Annotated in this window: 14 protein-coding genes and 1 other annotated feature; of the genes, 5 read left to right on the top strand and 9 right to left on the bottom strand. The window is 52.2% G+C overall.

Annotated features, from left to right (window positions below; translation table 11 throughout):
* Positions 1-108: 108 nt before the first annotated feature.
* Positions 109-708, top strand: coding sequence for a 30S ribosomal protein S4 (gene rpsD, locus EJQ19_RS27675; protein ID WP_126144466.1), 600 nt, complete (start codon positions 109-111; stop codon positions 706-708).
* Between the two features lie 99 nt (positions 709-807).
* On the opposite strand, the gene tyrS is transcribed toward rpsD, so the two are convergent.
* Positions 808-2,067: a tyrosine--tRNA ligase gene (gene tyrS / locus EJQ19_RS27670; RefSeq protein ID WP_126144465.1), complete on the bottom strand. Its 1,260-nt coding sequence runs from the start codon at positions 2,065-2,067 to the stop codon at positions 808-810.
* A 46-nt stretch (positions 2,068-2,113) separates the two neighbouring features.
* Positions 2,114-2,390, bottom strand: a binding site (T-box leader).
* A 129-nt stretch (positions 2,391-2,519) separates the two neighbouring features.
* Here tyrS and EJQ19_RS27665 point away from each other — a divergent pair.
* Complete coding sequence (locus EJQ19_RS27665; protein ID WP_126144464.1) at positions 2,520-5,678, top strand: transglycosylase domain-containing protein; 3,159 nt, start codon at positions 2,520-2,522, stop codon at positions 5,676-5,678.
* Between the two features lie 122 nt (positions 5,679-5,800).
* Here the strand turns inward: EJQ19_RS27665 and acsA are convergent, their stop codons facing one another.
* The gene (gene acsA, locus EJQ19_RS27660; RefSeq protein WP_126144463.1) at positions 5,801-7,525 is read right to left on the bottom strand and encodes an acetate--CoA ligase; all 1,725 of its coding nucleotides are present in this window, start codon (positions 7,523-7,525) and stop codon (positions 5,801-5,803) included.
* A 224-nt stretch (positions 7,526-7,749) separates the two neighbouring features.
* On the opposite strand from acsA, the gene EJQ19_RS27655 reads away from it, so the two are divergent.
* Both EJQ19_RS27655 and EJQ19_RS27650 read left to right on the top strand, forming a co-directional pair.
* Positions 7,750-8,388, top strand: coding sequence for a GNAT family N-acetyltransferase (locus EJQ19_RS27655; RefSeq protein ID WP_126144462.1), 639 nt, complete (start codon positions 7,750-7,752; stop codon positions 8,386-8,388).
* A gap of 43 nt (positions 8,389-8,431) precedes the next feature.
* Positions 8,432-9,616: an acetoin utilization protein AcuC gene (locus tag EJQ19_RS27650; protein ID WP_126144461.1), complete on the top strand. Its 1,185-nt coding sequence runs from the start codon at positions 8,432-8,434 to the stop codon at positions 9,614-9,616.
* 886 nt (positions 9,617-10,502) lie between these two features.
* On the opposite strand, the gene EJQ19_RS27645 is transcribed toward EJQ19_RS27650, so the two are convergent.
* From EJQ19_RS27645 to EJQ19_RS27620, 6 genes are all read right to left on the bottom strand, one after another.
* Positions 10,503-11,204, bottom strand: a complete 702-nt coding sequence (locus EJQ19_RS27645) for a 5'-methylthioadenosine/adenosylhomocysteine nucleosidase (protein ID WP_126144460.1) — start codon at positions 11,202-11,204, stop codon at positions 10,503-10,505.
* A gap of 96 nt (positions 11,205-11,300) precedes the next feature.
* The gene (ccpA, locus tag EJQ19_RS27640; protein WP_126144459.1) at positions 11,301-12,308 is read right to left on the bottom strand and encodes a catabolite control protein A; all 1,008 of its coding nucleotides are present in this window, start codon (positions 12,306-12,308) and stop codon (positions 11,301-11,303) included.
* Positions 12,309-12,521: 213 nt separating this feature from the next.
* Positions 12,522-12,929, bottom strand: coding sequence for a hypothetical protein (locus EJQ19_RS27635; protein WP_126144458.1), 408 nt, complete (start codon positions 12,927-12,929; stop codon positions 12,522-12,524).
* Between the two features lie 133 nt (positions 12,930-13,062).
* Positions 13,063-13,596, bottom strand: coding sequence for a type 1 glutamine amidotransferase domain-containing protein (locus EJQ19_RS27630; RefSeq protein ID WP_126144457.1), 534 nt, complete (start codon positions 13,594-13,596; stop codon positions 13,063-13,065).
* A gap of 3 nt (positions 13,597-13,599) precedes the next feature.
* A complete protein-coding gene (gene ptsP / locus EJQ19_RS27625) occupies positions 13,600-15,339 on the bottom strand; it encodes a phosphoenolpyruvate--protein phosphotransferase (protein WP_126144456.1) in 1,740 nt (579 codons plus the stop codon).
* Positions 15,336-17,225 carry a glucose PTS transporter subunit IIA gene (locus tag EJQ19_RS27620; RefSeq protein WP_126144455.1) on the bottom strand — a complete coding sequence of 630 codons (1,890 nt, stop codon included), beginning with the start codon at positions 17,223-17,225 and terminating at the stop codon, positions 15,336-15,338. The genes ptsP and EJQ19_RS27620 overlap by 4 nt, the downstream gene beginning before the upstream one ends.
* Positions 17,226-17,450: 225 nt before the next feature.
* Here EJQ19_RS27620 and EJQ19_RS27615 point away from each other — a divergent pair, with 225 nt between their 5' ends.
* On the top strand, positions 17,451-18,017 hold the full coding sequence (locus tag EJQ19_RS27615) for an NAD(P)/FAD-dependent oxidoreductase (RefSeq protein ID WP_126144454.1): 567 nt from the start codon (positions 17,451-17,453) through the stop codon (positions 18,015-18,017).
* Between the two features lie 58 nt (positions 18,018-18,075).
* Here EJQ19_RS27615 and EJQ19_RS27610 read toward each other — a convergent pair whose 3' ends face one another.
* Positions 18,076-18,501, bottom strand: coding sequence for a CoA-binding protein (locus EJQ19_RS27610; RefSeq protein ID WP_126144453.1), 426 nt, complete (start codon positions 18,499-18,501; stop codon positions 18,076-18,078).
* Positions 18,502-18,508 lie beyond the last annotated feature (7 nt).

The raw sequence follows: 18,508 nt of genomic DNA, 5'->3' as shown, positions 1-18,508 counted from the left end.
CAGGGAATCCTATCTATCGATTCGCAAGCAAAATCAGGCACTTGACTTCACCCTGACATCTTGATGCCAGTACAAAAAACAATTGTCAAGAGAAGGAGTTTTTCCTAAATGTCACGTTATACAGGCCCTAAATTTAAACTTAGCCGTCGCGTAGGTATTTCCTTGAGCGGCAACGGCAAAGACTTGAAACGCCCATTCCCTCCAGGTCAACATGGCCCAGGCCAACGCAAAAAAGTGAGCGGCTACGGCGTTCAATTAAATGAAAAACAAAAGCTGCGTCACATGTACGGTTTGAATGAAAAACAATTCCGCAACCTGTTCGACAAAGCTTCCAAACTTAAAGGTATCGCCGGCGAGAACTTCATGATCTTGCTCGAGAGCCGTTTGGACAACCTGGTTTACCGTCTTGGTCTTGCTAACTCCCGTGCCGGTGCGCGCCAACTGGTTGCTCACGGTCACGTAACCGTTAACGGCAAAAAAGTGGACATCGCTTCCTACATCGTTTCCACTGGCGACGTAATCTCCTTGCGTGAAAGAAGCAGAGGTCTTTCTTCCGTGAAAGAAGCTATTGCTAACCGCGTTCACGTGCCTGCTTACCTGGAATTCAACGAAGCTGCTGTTGAAGGCAAATACGTTCGTCTTCCTGAGCGTGCTGAGCTTCCTCAAGAAATTGACGAAAAACAAATCGTCGAGTTCTACAGCCGTTAATCCAATCAACCCCTTAGGGACTTCCCTAAGGGGTTTGTTTTGGTTCGAATGCAAAAAAAAGAACTGGGACTCCCAGTTCTTTTTTTCTTTGTTGCAAGCTTATGCGAATTGCACAAGAAAGTAATTCTTTTTACCGCGGCGAATGACCAGGTATGCATCCCCGATGCGACCAAGCTCGCCCGCGTTGGCTTCAAGACTCGTAACCTTCGCTCCGTTCACCGTGACAGCCCCGCTTTCAATGTCCGTACGCGCTTGACGCTTCGAAGGCGCAGCCCCTACCGCAACAAGCAGGTCGATCAGGAGTACGTCGTCGCTTTCCAGCGTCGTGGAAGGCACGTCTTTGAACGCTTCCTCAACTTCAGCGCGGGACAGCTCGCCGATGTTGCCGCTAAATAGCGCAGCTGTGATGTTTATCGCGCTCTCCAACGCTTCCGAGCCGTGCACCAGCTTCGTGACTTCCGCAGCCAACACTTTTTGCGCTTCTCGCTTCTCAGGCTGTGCGAGCACTTCCTGTTCCAATCGGTCGATTTCCTCGAGGGACAAGAATGTGAAGTATTTCAGGAAACGAACGACATCGTTATCCGCTGTGCCGAGCCAGAACTGGTAGAATTGGTATGGCGATGTTTTCGTTCCGTCGAGCCAGATCGCGCCGCTTTCACTCTTCCCGAACTTCGTGCCGTCGCTTTTCGTGACCAGCTTAAGCGTAGCACCGAACGCGCGGAAATCTCCCGTTTTGCCGATTAACTCAAGCCCAGCCGTAATGTTGCCCCATTGGTCGCTTCCTCCGATTTGCAGCGAGCAGTTTTTCAGCTCGGTCAATTTCAGGAAGTCATACCCTTGAAGAATCATGTAGCTGAACTCTGTAAACGAAATACCGCTCCCGATCCGGGAATCGACGGAATCTTTGGCGAGCATGTAGTTGACGGTAAAGTTTTTACCGACATCGCGCAGAAATTCAATGACATTGATCGAGCCCAGCCAGTCGTAGTTATTGACGAGCTGCGCAGGGTTCTCAATATCCGTCGAGAAATCGAGAAAACGCGATAGCTGATTTTTAATTTTTTGCGACCATTCTTGAACAATCTCCGGCCCATTCAGCGTGCGCTCATTCGCTTTACCGCTTGGATCGCCGATCAGCCCCGTTCCCCCGCCAACAAGCGCTAAAGGAATGTGTCCGGCCATTTGGAAACGGCGCAGCGTCAAGATCATCAGCAAGTTGCCGATATGCAAGCTGTCCGCCGTTGGGTCAAAGCCGCAGTACAAAACAACGCGTTCCTCTTTTAACTTTTTGTCCAAGCCTTCCCGGTCTGTGACTTGATTCAGCAAACCGCGCAATTCCAGATCCTTTAGTACATCCATCTGCAGCCTCTCCTTTTTCTGAAAATAAAAAAAGCCTTCTTATCCACAAAGGGACGAGAAGACTTAGCTCGCGGTACCACCCTAATTAAAACAGCAGCTTACGAAGGCTATTGTTAAGCGCTCGAATAGGCACAGCTGTTTTCACTCGACAACCGGTAACGGGGTTTAATCGGCCCATGCTACTGATGCTCGGCGAATCCGGCACGTTCCCACTGGCTGCTCGAGACCGTAATTCACTAACCTGCAGGTACCGGTTCGCACCATCCACCGGCTCTCTGAAAGCATCCGCAAGCTACCTACTGCTGATCTGTCCTCGCATTTGTAAAAGTTATAACATACCCCGCCCCAGGTTGTCAAACGCCAAATGCCTTACACCTTCGCCGTTCTTTAACGCAAAAATTGGGCAACTGTGGTATACTAGTAACGTTCATGTAAGGAGGAAATTGGAACTTATGCGTAATTTTTTTGCCAAATGGAATCGCCCGTGGGTACGAACGACGTTGAAAGTTACCGGGATTACCTTAAAATGGGCCGTCATTTTCGCCTTCTTGGCCGGCTTGCTTGGCGGCTTCGCTGCTTTCGGCTATGTCAGCGCGCTTGTCAAAAACGATCCGGTCCGCAGTGAGGATGCGATTCGCCAACAAATGCAAGACAATGCCATCACTGGCTTCGCGTACTTCAACGACGACACCGTCATCGGCCAGCTCCGCACGGAAGAAGACCGCCGGATGGCGCAGCTCAGCGACATTCCACAGCTTTTGCTAGACGCGGTCCTCTCCATCGAGGATACCGATTTTTACAACCACCGAGGCATCGATTTCCGCGGACTGTACCGTGCTGTCACGCAAAAGCTGCTGAACGAGGACGTTCAGACCGGCGGCAGTACGATTACCCAGCAGCTGGCCCGCCGCGTGTTCCTGACCTTGGATCGGGACGACGGACGGAAAGCCCGCGAGCTGCTTCTCGCTCTCCGCATGGAGCGGATCATGTCCAAGGACGAGATTTTGCTCGCCTATCTGAACAAAATTCCTTACGGCAACGGCTCCACCGGGTATAACCTGTACGGGATCAAAGCCGCAGCCAAAGGGCTGTTCAACATCGACGATTTGAATAAACTGAACATTGCGCAAACCGCCTATTTAGCCGGTCTGCCGCAATCCCCGTCGCAGTACTCGGCGTTCACCAGCAAACCGTCGTTCGATGAGGAAGGCTTCAAGAAAGCCATCACACGGCAGCAGCTCGTTCTTAAACGGATGCTGGAAGAGAGCAAAATTACAACTGAGCAGTACCAGGATGCGTTGAAGTTCGATATCAAATCGTCGATGCCGCAACCTTCGCAAAAGGCTTATACGACGTACCCTTACTTGATGATTGAGACGGAACAAGAAGCGGCGGAAATCTTGCTGAAAGTGCAGCAGCCAAATCTCGACCCCGTCAAAAATCAAGCAGCTTACAATGAAGCGCTCAAAAACGTCCACGCGCAAATGCTGCGCGGCGGCTATCAGATTTACACGACGATCGACAAAACGATTTACGACTCGATGCAGGAGATTGCCAGCAACGAGAAAAACTACGCTCCTACCGACGAGAAGAAAGGTCCCGAGCAAGTCGGCGCGATTATGATCGACTCGAAAACCGGCGCGATTAAAGGAATGATTGAGGGTCGCGACTTTTTTGAAGAGCAGCTCAATCATGCCACACAGGCTTACAGACAGCCGGGTTCCACGATGAAACCGATTGCCGCTTACATACCGGCGCTGGAAAAAGGGGTTTTACAGCCGGCCAGCATTCTGGACGACATCCCGCTCATTCTGAAAGACGGTGAAAAAGGCTTCCATCTTCCGGAAAACTGGGATCATAAGTTCCACGGTCTGATGACGGCAAGAAAAGCTTTAAACCAATCGTACAACATTCCGGCCATTGACGTGTTCCTTAACAAGGTTGGCATCAATAATGCTTGGGACTTTGCGAAGAAATTAGGTATCACATCCATCACTAAGGATGACTATTATGCGCAAACGGGCGTAATCGGTGGGCTTAGCAAAGGAACTTCCGTGAAGGAGCTCACCGGAGCCTACGCATCGATTCCGAACAAAGGAACCTTCAATGAGACGTTCATGATTCGCGAGATCAAGGATTCGAACGGCAAAGTGATTTATCAGCATGAACTGAAACCGGAGCAGGTGTACTCGCCGCAAACCGCTTACCTGATTACGGATATGATGAAAACGGTCATCTCCCAAGGTACAGCGACAGACTTGATGAAAAAGTACAAATCGTACGGCAAGATCGAGATTTCGGGCAAAACCGGTTCGACGCAGGATGATGCGGACGCCTGGTTCATGGGCTTCACGCCGGATATTACGGTAGGTGTTTGGATTGGCTATGATCAACCGATCAACAAGCTGTCCTCCAAAACGCTGCAAACGTATCACGCCAAAGACGTTTGGGCTTTGATTATGAACAAAACAATCGAACAAAAGCCCGAACTATTCCCGAACAAAACGTTTGCGAAACCGGAAGGCATCGTATCCGCAACCGTGTCCAGCTTGTCGGGCATGCTGCCCAGCGAGCTCACGACGGCTTCGAACCTGCAAGTTACAGATATTTTCAACAAGAAATATTTGCCGACCGAGACGGATAACGTCATGGTCAAAATGAAGGTGAGCTCCTTCGGCGGGCTGAACTATATTGCGCAAGAAGCGACGCCAGCCGATTTCGTTCAGGAGAAAACCGTCATCAAACGGCAAAAATCCATTACCCAGCTGCTCAAGGAAATCGAGGCTGCCATGAGCAAGCTGCCGGAGAAAAATAGAAAGCCGCTGGACTTCTACAAACCGGAAGATTACGATGTCGATGCACCATCGGAAACCGATCCCCGTGTCGATGACGGCAAGGCGCCGCAGGCGCCTGCGAACGTCACGGCGGTCAAATCGGGCGATAGCGCCACGATTACGTTCCAACCCGGTGCAGAGGCGGATCTCGTCGGCTATCGCCTCTATCGCTCTGACAACCATGGCAAATTCCAACTGCTTGGCGGTAAAGTCGTCATGGTCGGAGCGGAGGCGAAATTTACCGACCAGCCGCCGGCAGGCGGCCCGGCCGGCTATTATGTAACCGCAGTAGATGTGGCCGGCAAGGAATCCACTCCGAGCCGAGCTGCTTATACGGATGGTAGTACGCTCGATTCCCTCTTCGTCCCAGGTCTGGACGGCAGCGGGCTCGGACCTAACGGCGGAGGCCCTTCCCCAACCCCGGGGACACCGGGTCAGGAGAACAGCAGCGGCAATACCGGCGCGAACGGTGACAGCACCAACAGCGGCAAACCGAACGCGAAAGACGTCCCTTCTGCCCCAACCGGCCTGAAAACAAAAATGGACGGTCCGTCGCTGGTCATCTCCTGGAAAGCGAATGCGGCGAAGGATAAAGTGAAGCATTACAATGTGTACTACAGCGACAAGGAAAAAGGAACCTTTACCAAGCTTGGCGCCGTAGACAGCGGGACGGAATTCCGCTATTATGCGGCTGTATACAACGGCTACTACAAAGTAACCGCCGTGAACGATGCGGGAGAGTCTAAATTCTCCGCTGTCATTGCGTATAATCAATAACACGAACTACAAAGGGCTGCTCCTCTAGGCGAAAGAAGCCGCGGGGAGCAGTCTTTTTTTGCATAAAAACAGCCTTCCCCACACCTTATACAAGATGCAGAGAAGGCTGTTTAAGCTTCCGCCTAGTCTTCGATCGTTGACAAGTCGCCTGTCGGCAAATTCAGTTCCCACGCTTTGAGGACGCGGCGCATGATTTTACCGCTGCGCGTTTTCGGCAGCTTATCCTTGAATTCAATTTCACGAGGCGCCGCATGTGCGGACAAGCCCTCTTTCACAAACTTCGCGATGTCCGCCTTCAGCTCGTCAGACGGCGTAAAGCCCTCGCGCAGCGCGATGAATGCTTTGATGATTTCGCCGCGCATTGGATCCGGCTTACCGATAACCCCGGCTTCCGCGACCGCTGGATGCTCGACCAGCTTGCTTTCGACTTCGAACGGACCTACACGCTCGCCGGCCGTGTTGATGACGTCATCGACGCGTCCCTGGAACCAGAAGTAGCCGTCTTCGTCCATGTAAGCGGAGTCGCCGGATACGTACCAGCCCGTCAAGCGGAAGTATTCTTCGTATTTTGCAGGATTGTTCCAGATCTTGCGCATCATGGATGGCCAAGGCGTTTTGATCGCCAGATTGCCCATGCGATTCGGTGGCAGTACATTGCCTGCATCGTCGATGATCGCCGCTTCCACCCCTGGGATCGGACGGCCCATTGAGCCTGGCTTGATCGCCATGGACGGATAGTTACAAATTAACTGGCCGCCAGTTTCCGTCATCCACCACGTATCGTGAATACGCTGGTTGTACACTTTCATGCCCCAACGCACGACTTCCGGATTCAGCGGCTCGCCGACGCTCAGCACGTGGCGCAGTGCAGACAAATCATAAGCAGCGGATACGTCGTCGCCTGCGCCCATCAGCATACGGAACGCGGTAGGCGCACTGTACCAAACGGTAACTTTGTAACGTTGCAGGGTGTTGTACCAATCCTGCGGTGAGAAGCGCCCGCCGCGGATGACGTTCGTAACGCCGTTCAGCCATGGCGCGAAAATCCCGTAAGATGTACCCGTTACCCAGCCCGGGTCGGCCGTACACCAGTAGATATCGTCCTCTTTGAGATCGAGTACGATTTTGCCTGTATAGTAGTGCTGCAGCATCGCGTTCTGAACGTGGAACACACCTTTTGGCTTGCCGGTAGAGCCCGATGTGTAATGTATGATCAAGCCGTCCTCGCGGCCCAGCCATTCGATGTCCAGTTCTGTCGATGCATTCGCCATTTCTTTGTGAAAATCAACATGCCCTTCACCCAACTCAAGATTCTCGCCAACGAGAATAACGTGCTTCAAGTGCGGCAGTTCGCTTTGTGGCACACGGGAAAGCTGGCTAGGCGTTGTAATGATCGCTACCGCTTCGCTGTCCGCGAGACGGTCCTTGACCGCCGTTTCCATGAACGCTTCAAACAACGGTCCAACGACCGCGCCGACTTTGAGACAGCCCAGCAGTGAATAGTACAATTCCGGCGTGCGCGGCATGAAAATGAAAACGCGTTCACCTTTGCCAATTCCCAAACGGCGAAGCACATTACCGAACTGGTTGGACTTGTCCCGCATTTGCCCGAACGTGATGGCCTCGTCTCTTGTGGCATCGCTGTAATACAGCGCAATTTTGTCTTTTTTGCCGCCTTCCGCATGACGGTCAATCGCTTCATAAGCCATGTTCACTTTACCTGTTTCATACCAGGAGAAGTTTTTCTCGATGTCTTTCCAATCAAAATTGGCATGAGTTTGTTCATAATTGTCCATATTGGGATTCGAAGATACCGCTTGAATGATTTCCTCTTTCATACCTTCCATAAATACAAACCCTCCTCACGAGATAAAACCGCTTTCATTTTAGTGAAGAATTCGCGCAAAATGTGAGCGATTTTTGACACATTCTATTATATCACAAGAAGAAATATTCGCCTACGGGTAAGTTTAGCTATGATTTCCAGGGGAAGTTTGGTATATAAGTAGTAGGACCGATTGGTAAAGGAAATTTGCCTATTATGCTGTTTTTTAAAAGGAGAGCCAAGATTATGGAGCATATCAAAATTTATCACGCACATCGCTTGCTTGCAGCTCCCCATCATCCAGAAATCATCATTGAAGGCCCGGTTGCCCCAGGGCATCTCCGCGAGCTTACTATGCATCCCAAGCTTGACGCTTTTCGCAGGCCGCAGGAGCAGCTTGAGGCGCTGATCGAAATTGCCGAGCTGCCGGAAGGCCGCATTATCCTGGCCAGAGACGGTTCCACCATTGTCGGCTACGTCACCTTTCACTATCCGGACGAGATTGAGCGTTGGTCGCAAGGCAACATGCCCGATCTCATCGAGCTTGGCGCGATTGAAGTGGCCGACGATTACCGCTCTCTCGGGCTTGGTAAGAAATTGATCAAGCTTGCTTTTGAAGAAGATCAAATGGAAAACGTGATTACGTTTACAACGGAATATTATTGGCACTGGGATCTCGAGAACAGCAAGCTCACCGTATGGGAATATCGAAAGATGATGGAGAAGCTCATGAAGAGCGTCGATATGGTCTGGTTTGCAACCGACGATCCGGAAATCTGTTCACACCCGGCCAACTGCCTCATGGTTCGCATCGGCAAAAACGTGCCGCTCTCTTCGATTGAGCAGTTTGACCGCATCCGCTTTCAGCAGCGCTTCATGTATTAGCCGCTTCACATGACATAGTAGTCCATTCGGGGGAATATGGCACATGACGAATCGTAAGCAGCCCGTCTTTATTTATGATGAACGGGAGACGCAATACAAGTTCAATGACGACCATCCATTTAACCAGCTTCGGTTGACGATGACCGTCGATTTGCTGCGCCAAGCAGGCGCGCTGCCGGACAGCGTGATCGTCACCGCACAGGCGGCGACGGAGCAGGACCTGCTGCGTGTACACACGCCCGCCTATATCGAGGCGGTCAAAGCGCTGAGCAGCCCGCAACCTGAGGAGCGCTGGATCAAGGAAGCCGGCCGCTTCGGGTTGGATACGGACGATACGCCGTATTTTCCGGGCATGCATGAGATTACCGCAAATGTGGTCGGCGGCTCGATTCACGCTGTCGATCTCGTGATGAGCGGCGAGGCGCCGCATGCCCTCCACTTAGGCGGCGGCCTGCACCATGCGATGCAAAGCAAAGGCGCGGGCTTCTGCGTCTACAACGACGCCTCGGCCGCCATCGCCTACGCCAAGGAGAAGTACGGCGCCAAGGTGCTCTACATCGACACGGACGTGCATCACGGCGATGGCGTGCAGTGGAGCTTCTACAGCGACCCGCAGGTGGCGACGTTGTCGATTCACGAGACCGGGAAATACTTATTCCCGGGCACCGGGGCCGTGAACGAACGCGGTGAAGGCGAAGCGTTCGGTACGAAGGTGAACGTCCCCGTGGAGCCGTACACCGAGGATGAATCGTGGCTGGAGTGTTTCAGCGAGGTGCTCGGCGAGCTGATCGCCCGCTTCCAGCCGGATTTGATCATTTCCCAGCATGGGTGCGACGCCCATGCGTTCGACCCGCTTGCGCACGTGCACTGCTCCATGCACGTGTACAAAGCCATGCCCGAGCTTATCCATCGCCTTGCGCACCAGTGGTGCGCAGGGCGGTGGGTCGCGCTCGGGGGCGGCGGGTACGACATCTGGCGCGTCGTACCGCGGGCCTGGAGCCTGCTCTGGCTCGTGATGAGCGAGCAGGCGCTCTTAGGCCAGCTGGAGGCGGAGCCCCAGCTGAGGCTGCCTCAGGCGTGGCTGAACGCCTGGCAGGGCAAGAGCCCGGTCCAGTTGGTGGACACCTGGCTGGACCCGGTGGAAACGTGGTCGCCGATTCCCCGGCGACAGGCGATTGCCGAGAAGAATCGGCAAACCAAAGAGATCGCGATGATGTACTTGAAATAAATCATCCTCCTGTTGAGACACAACCGGAGCGAAGCTGCGACGAAAGGATTCGTGAGACGTTATGCAGCACGAAGCCTGACCATTTCCATGGGGAACGTCGATGCGCTATTTAAGCAAATTTAGCTAATTGGCACTTCAAAAGGAGCGTATGGCCCTTATTTGCAGCTTTTCCCCCTTCTGGGAGGGTTGAATGCCCAAATAGCGCCTCCTCGCTCCGCCTGGTGGCACAAATCACGGAAAATCCGCTAGATAGCGTCATCTCGTTCCTCTTCAGTCAAGAGGTAGCATCCATCTTAATGAAAAGCTCAATCCCTCAGCCGGTCGGTGCCAGGGTTGAGTTTTTTGTTCGTTCTGCCTTCGCGGGATTCCATTGTGCTCCCCCAAACTACGCGCCTTTCATCGCAAACTTTCGACGAGATCATGTATTTAGTACAGTGAAATTCTGAAAATTGGCCGATTTCCCGAACTATCCTGTATTTCATACAGGTAAATCATCGATAATAGGCACTTTTTCCAGAAAACCACGCCAGACGACGAGAATTTGCTATAAGTTTTACAGGTCTTGCACCATATTGGACCGTTTTCAAGAAATTTCCTGCACATTTTGCAGCAAATGTCCCGACAGGCTCTGCAGAAAGCACTGGCGAGGGTCTGCAGTAGGCTCCGTTAAGGCCTGCAGAATCCTACGGTAAGGCCTGCAGAATCCTACGGTAAGGCCTGCAGAATCCTCCGGTAAGGCCTGCAGAATCCTACGGTAAGGCCCGCAGAATCCTCCAGTAAGGCCTGCAGAATCCTACGGTAAGGCCTGCAGAATCCTACGTCGAGACCCGGAAAGACCCGCAACGTCAAAAAACCGCCCGGCAAACGCTGCCGGACGGTCCCAATTTTACGCCAAATGTTTCACTATATCCTCGACCATCTTATACGAATTCTCGGAGGCTTGCACCGTGAACTCCGCGAAATTCACGTGAGCCGAGCCATCGGCTTTGTCAGACATGGAGCGCAGCACGACGTATGGAATCGCGTTCATCGAGCATACCTGCGCCACGGCGGCGCCTTCCATTTCCACGCAAACGCCTTCCAACTCTTGATGCAGACCCGCGACAACGTCGCGGCTTGCGATGAACTGATCGCCGGAGAGCACTCTCCCCTTCTTCACGCGGCCCGGGAATAAGCGAGCGCCGGACGCCTCCGCCAGCTCCACAAGCTTCGGATCCGCTTGAAAGATGGATGTCCCTTCATACGGAATGATGCCGCGTGCAAAACCGAGCGCCGTCACATCCATATCATGCTGCATGCATTCGCTGGAAATCACGATGTCCCCGATTTGCAGCTCGGGAGAGACCGCTCCTGCTACGCCAGTAAAAATAACAGCGCTCGCGCCAAATTGATCAATCAAAATTTGCGTCGTTACCGCCGCATTCACTTTGCCGACGCCTGTGCGGCAGACGACGACGTCCTTCTCGTAAAAGCGGCCTTCCCGGAAGGTAATGCCTGCTTTGACGGTTTCCCGAATGTCTGTCATGTGGGCGACCAACAGTTCGATTTCTTCGTTCATCGCACCGATGAGCGCAATTTTCTGTGTCATTCTTTTTTCTCCTTCTACACATGGTTTGCACAAGAAAGCCCCTACCCCGCTGTCATCCCGGCAGGAACGACGCGGATAGAGGCTTGTCCGTGTATCTTACGACTTCGCTGCAACCGAATTCCGGTTGATCAATTCATGCGGCAAAATAACCTGCATGTTGTCCGTGGATTCCTTGTTCATCAATTTGGTGAGCAAGCGCATGGAGACGGCACCAATATCGTACATCGGCTGCGCCACAGTCGTCAGCATCGGGCGCACCATCGACGCCATGCGAATGTTGTCGACGGAGATCACGGCGATGTCTTGCGGCACGCGCAAGCCGTTGTCCTGAATCGTGTGGATGGCGCCAATGGCCATTTCATCCGTTGCCGAGAAAATCGCCGTCGGTCTTGGCGATAGCTCAAGGAAATAGTTCACCGCGTCTACACTTGACTCGTAGCGGTAGTTCCCGATGCGCACGTACTCGTCGCGAACCGGAATGCCCGCTGTTTCCAACGCGCGCTTATAACCCTGATAGCGTGCAAAACCGTTAGCCGGGTCCTGCAACGTGCCGGAGATCATCGCGATATCGCGATGCCCGTTCTCAATCAAAACCGTCACAGCGTCAAATGCCGCTTTCTCATGATCGATGTCGACAGAAGGCATCGTGTGGTTCTCGTCCTTCGTACCACACAGCACAACCGGCACTGAGGACGTGCGGAACGCTTGAATGTGCTCGTCCGTCACGACGCCGCCCATGAACAGCAGGCCGTCGACTTGCTTCTCCAACAGCGTGTTGATGACGCGAATTTCTTTTTCTTTCTTTTTATCCGCATTGCACAAAATGATGTTGTAGTGGTACATGTTCGCAATATCTTCAATACCGCGCGCCACTTCTGCGAAAATTGAGTTGGAAATATCGGGAATGACGACACCGACTGTCGTCGTTTTCTTGCTGGCCAGACCTCTTGCTACGGCATTCGGACGATAGCCCAAACGCTCGATCGCTTCAAAAACCTTCTTGCGTGTTTGCGGTTTCACATTTGGATTGTTATTCACAACCCGAGACACAGTTGCCATGGATACGCCTGCTTCTCTTGCCACATCATAAATGGTTACGGTCACGGTTACTCTCTCCATTTTCACAAAGTATTCTGCGAACCTAGTATATGAAGGTAATGATACGACAAATTAATCCATCTTGCAATGTAAAATGAAAATGCTTTGAAACTAATTTCAAATATTTTTCATAAGATGACGGGATCTGAGCGCCTTTGATAACAAAAAGAGGGTGCCCAAGGTCCGGTAATGACCATATGGGACAGCCCCCTGAGAAGATTAAGTGGAAATGGCGCTCTGTGTAATCTGCGACAATCGTTTCCGAGTTTCCTCCGCCCAAGGCTCGTCCCCAAGTGATTGTGCCAGAAGCATAATGTCCAAAAGCTCGTTGATGCGATCTTCCACGATTTTTTCCATCGAGTCGTTGATGTGCTCTTTCTCCGTCACTTTCAAGAGAAGAAACGCCACCTCCGAAATCTCATGAAAGAAAAGCTGCTGTTTCTCCGGCTTGCTCCCCAGTTTGGCAATGAGCCCGGTAAGCTCAGGCTTCACATGGGCGACAACCTCGCTGCGAACGCAAGTTTCGCAAGAATAAATCGGAACGTTTTCAATATCCACTTTGTTTTGATAAATTACCGTACGCAGACGAAGGTTCATCGTGCGTCCGCACTTACAAATCTTTTGCATTCTAACACTCCTTCACTGACAGGCGGCAAGTCCCTAGTTGCTTGTACTAAGGTATTCTACGATCCCTCTGAATTTCCTTCCGAGGCATGCGTAGTAGTTTTTCCCACCAGTGGAAAGGAGTAGGCTGATTTACCTATCGCCCACCAAATTGGATAAGCTCATCCACAAAACGTTTGGAGAATGCAGGCAGATCCGGCGGTCTGCGACCGGAGATGATGTTGCGGTCAACGACCACCTCTTCATCCACCCAGGTTGCGCCCGCATTTTCCAGATCGTCGCGGATGCCCGGCGTTGACGTCATCGTATAGCCGTTCACGATTTTGGCGGAGATCAGTACCCAGCCGGCATGACAAATTTGTGCGATCGGCTTGACATCCGCATGAAATTCCTTTGTCAGGCGGATGACGTCGGGATAGCGACGCAGTTTATCCGGCGCCCAGCCGCCCAGTACATACAGCCCGATGTAATCTTGCGATTTGACCTCGTCGAAAGCAAAGTCCGTCGTAATGGGTACGCCGTATTTACCGTGATACACGGTTCCCGCCTTCGGACCGACGATATCCACAGTAGCGCCAGCTTCTCGCAAGCGGAGAACCGGGTACCACATCTCCAAATCTTCGAATTCTTCGTCTACAAAAGCCAATACTTTCAGTCCTGTTAATGACATGCCCTATGCCCCTCCTGCAATCGATTCTTTGTGCTCCGTTTCGGTGAGCAATTCGATAATTTCATCGCTTGTTCGGCATACGAGGATGCGGTCGACCAACGTTTTGCATACCGCCGAATCGCTCGCAAGCAGCCTGTGCTTCACTTGCAGCAGCGTCTGCACCGAAATGCTCAGCTCCTCGATGCCAAGTCCCAGCCAAATCGGAAGCGCGCGAATATCGCCCGCCATTTCGCCGCAGACGCCGACGGGAATGCCCGCCCTTTTGCCTGCGTCAATCACAAGCTTGAGCATGCGAATGACCGCAGGATGATAAGGATTGTATAAGTGCGCGATCGTTTCGTTCATGCGATCTACGGCCAGGACATACTGGACGAGGTCATTGGTGCCGATGCTCATAAAATTCACTTCAGTCGCCAGCACATCGGCAATCAGCGCGGCAGCCGGCACTTCAATCGTCAGGCCAACCTCGATGTCCGGATTAAACGGCACTCCTCGCTCGGTGAGATCGGCTTTGGCCCGCTCCAGCAGCGTTTTAGCCTGCCTTACCTCGTCTAATGACGTAATCATCGGATACATGATTTTCACGTTTCCGTAATGACTCGCCCGCAAAATTGCCCTGAGCTGCGCTAGAAACAGCTCGCTGCGGTCAAGGGAAATACGAATCGCTCGATAGCCAAGGAACGGATTGTCTTCTTTCGCGAGCGGCAAATAGTCCAGCTTCTTATCGCCGCCAATATCAAGCGTGCGGACCACAATTGGACGCCCTTTGAGCTGAATCGCCGCGTGGCGGTACACTTCAAATTGCTCGTCTTCCGTCGGCAAGGAGTCGCGGTCCATATACAGATACTCCGTCCGGAACAAACCGACGCCGGATGCACCGTTGCGGATCACCTGATCAATCTCCATGATGGAGTTAATATTCGCATGAAGGTTCACTAGGCTTTGATCCAGCGTTACTGGCGCAACATCGGCAATTTCCTGCAAGCTCTCCTTAAAATCCAGCCAATTTTTTTGCCGCATCTGATAGCGTTCGATGGTGATTTTATCCGGATTGATGTACAGCGTTCCTTCTTGGCCGTCAATGATCAGGAAATCGCCGTTCTGGATCGGTCGCAGCAGCTTGCCCTCCAGACCGAGCACGTACGGAACCGACATCGCGCGCGCCATGATCGACACATGGGAATGCGTGCCTCCGAGAATCGTCAGCAGCCCGAGCACATTCGACGGATCGAGATGCGCCAGCTGTGACGGCGTGAGCTCTTTCGCTACCAAAATATACGGATGATCGTTTGGCGGCACCGTCTGGTTGGTATCGCCCAGCAAGTGCTTGAGCAGGCGATTGCCGACATCCTTAATATCGAGCGCCCGCTCTTTCATGTATTCGTCATCGATCAAATTGAACATGTCGACAAATTTGTCGATCACTTCTTTAACCGCGACTTCCGCCGCTTTGTACTGCAGCTCGATGATCCCCTGGATCTCATTCATAAAAATCGGATCTTCCAGAATCGCCAGATGCGCATCGAAAATATAGGCCTGATCCTGGCCGACCACTTCTTTGATCTCCTGCTTGATGAGTTCGAGCTCATCCTTGGAGGAGCGGATGCCGTCATATAAACGCTCAAACTCGTAAGCGAGGTCGGTGACGTCAATCATTTTTTCCGGAAAATCCCATTCCCAGGTTGGAATTACGAAGGCTTTGCCCATTGCAATGCCCGAAGAAGCTCCTATCCCTCTAATCATCCGTTTGTCCCCCCTTCGGATTTAGTAGGCTTCAGAACCACAGACATCACGGAGGCCTGGCCTTTTTTAACCGGCTTGTACGGCGCAAAGCTCCATGATTTGACGATGTCCGGATTGGTGATAATCATCGGTGTCGCCAGCGAAGAGGCAAGCTTTTTCACTTTATTGTAATTGAATTTGACCAAAAGTTGGCCGGGCTCAACGCGATCACCTTCCTTCACGACGGCATTGAAGCATTTGCCGGGAAGGCTGGATGTATCGATGCCGATGTGCAGCAGCACCTCAAGCCCTTCTTCCGTGACAATCCCGAGTGCATGCATCGTCGGGTAAATGTGGACGATGGTACCCGCAACCGGTGAGAACAGTTCCCCTTTCTCCGGGATGAAGGCGACGCCGTTGCCGACTAGGCGCGATGCAAAAATTTTATCCGGCACCTCCTCGATCGGAATCATGCGTCCCTGCATCGGCGCTGTAAAGAGGACGACATGAATATCTTTGCGCAGCACTTTCATGATTTCTTCTCGAATGAGTTCTGAAAATGTCCCAAACACGACTTGTACATTGCCTCCTCCAAGACGAATGACGCCTGCTGCTCCCAAGTGTTTAAGTGCCGTGATGTCCATCAGACGATCGTTGACAAGTGTAAGTCGCAATCTTGTAATGCAGGCTTCAATCTTCTTAATATTTTCTTTCCCGCCAAGCGCCTGTAAAATAAGCGGAGACCGGTACGGGATATCCCCTGCCCATTCTTCCAAAGGCGAGCCTTCTTCCCGTCCCGGCGTCGGAATCCGAAAACGCTGAATCGCCCAGCGGAACAAGAAGTAATATAAGAGCCCGTAGACGATGCCGATCGGAATCAGCAGCAGGCCGTTGTGCGCGAGGTGCAGGTTGATAATATAATCAATCGCTCCGGCTGAGTAGGAGAATCCGTGATGAATATTCAGCTCGTACGCAATCCACATCGCAGCCCCCGATAGAATCGCATGAACGACAAACAGATACGGCGCCACAAAAAGAAATGCGAATTCAATCGGCTCGGTCACTCCGGTTAAAAAGGAAGCCAGCGCAGCGGTAAGAAACGTCGCCCTGATTTTGGGCTTCAAATCTTCCCGCGCTTCCCCGATAATGGCAAAGGCGATGGCCGGCAGCGCAAACATCATGATCGGGTATAAGCCCGCCATGTAAATGCCAGCCGTAGGATCGCCCGCGAAGAATCGCGGCAGATCGCCATAGGCATACTGGCCTGAAGGTTCTTTGTAAGCGCCCACCTGAAACCAGAAGAAGTTGTTTAGAATATGATGCAGCCCCGAAGGCACGAGCAAACGGTGACCGATACCGTACAAAAAGGCGCCGAAGCCCCCTAATCCAAGCAGAAACGAGGACAACTTGCCCATCCCCACTTCCAAATAAGGTCCGATGCCGATCATAATATACGAAACAATTAAGGTTGCGAAGCCCATAATCAGCGGTACGATCCTCGGTCCGCCAAAAAATTGAATATACTCCGGCAGCTTTACATCTTTAAAGCGATGATAAATAATAGCGGACAAAAGCCCGATCAGGATACCGCCGGACACTCCTAGTTGAAATTGCGAGCCCAGCTGATGTTCAACCAGCCGCGTAAACATAAAGTATCCGAGCATGGCCGACAAGCCGGCGATGCCCGCACTTTCCGTTAATCCGAGCGCAACGCCAACCGCAAAAATAATCGGTATATAATCAAAGACGGTTCGCCCGGCGAGCATCAGCATATCTCCAAAGCCCGCGGCATGTACAGCATCCCAAGGCAAATCCCCTAACCTGAGCAGTATCGCAGAAATAGGAAGCGCAATGGTAGGCAGCATTAAGGAGCGGCCAAGCTGTTGTAAGTTCCCCATCCAGTTCAAACGGATGCTACCTCCTTCGCATAGTCGAACCTTTCTATTGTGAACGCGAATAGGCTCTTCTCAAATCGTATAGCTTGTGCGTGCGTTTGTCAAAACAAAATAAGGGCTGGCATTCGCACTGGAAATTCCTTTCAGCTACATTCTAAACACATAAATTGACTAAGTCATCGCGTATCTGGCATACTATTCTTGTACCATTACCATTCTCAGGGAGGTTTTATGCACATGTCTTATGATGTCATTGTTGTCGGCGCAGGTCCAACAGGCGCGAGCGCTGCGCTTTTCACGTCCAAAGCAGGAAAATCCACGCTTGTGATCGATAGCGACCAAAGTGTGACGAAAAGAGCCTGGATCGAGAATCATTACGGCGTGGACGGCATCACCGGCCCAGATCTCGTTGAGATCGGGAAGAAGCAGGCCGCGAAGTTTGGTACCGAATTTAAACAAGGCAAAGCCGTTAAACTAGTGTCTACAGCTGAAGGGCTTCAAGTTTCGACGGAAGACGCTACATACACCGCTAAGCACGTGATTTTGGCGACAGGGTTGTCAGTAGATCTCGCAGAGGCTTCCGGCATCGAAATCAAGCCAGGCACGGAGCCGCGCATCAAATCGATCGTCGGCGTGGACAGCCAAGGCAAGACGAACGTCCAAGGCGTCTGGGCGGCAGGAACAGTTGCCGGCGTCAGCATGCACACAATCATTACAGCAGGCGACGGCGCCAAAGTAGCAATCAACGTGATCAGCGAGCTGAACGGAGCTCGTTATGTCGACCATGATGTTTTAAAAGCGTAGTCTTATATAAAAACCGCTAACGACGTCCCTCCAAGGGAGCTGTTAGCGGTTTTTTGCGTTATGGCTGTCGCGGATGAAGAATCGCGTCCTCGACTTTGATGCAGCGGTCCATAATGACTTCAAGACCGGCGTCCTGCGCGATTGCGGCCGCTTCCTCGTTCACGATGTCAAGCTGCAGCCAGAACACCTTCGCATTAATCTTGACCGCCTCCTCAGCGACCGGTACAACCTGATCCGCGCGGCGGAATACGTTGACGATATCGACCGGCTCCGGAATATCGGAGAGCGACGGATAGCACTTCTCGCCTAAGATGTTTTCGGCATTCGGATTAACCGGAATGATCCGATAGCCTCTCTTTTGCATCGCTTCCGCGACCATATAAGACGTCCGATCCGACTTATCCGACAGACCGACAACGGCAATATTGCCGGCTCCTGCGAGTATTTCCTTGATACGTTCTCTGGACGGATTATCAAACCCCATATGTAAC

The organism is Paenibacillus whitsoniae (assembly GCF_003955665.1).
Taxonomy (GTDB): domain Bacteria; phylum Bacillota; class Bacilli; order Paenibacillales; family NBRC-103111; genus Paenibacillus_E; species Paenibacillus_E whitsoniae.
This window is presented reverse-complemented; position numbering and strand designations above follow the sequence as displayed.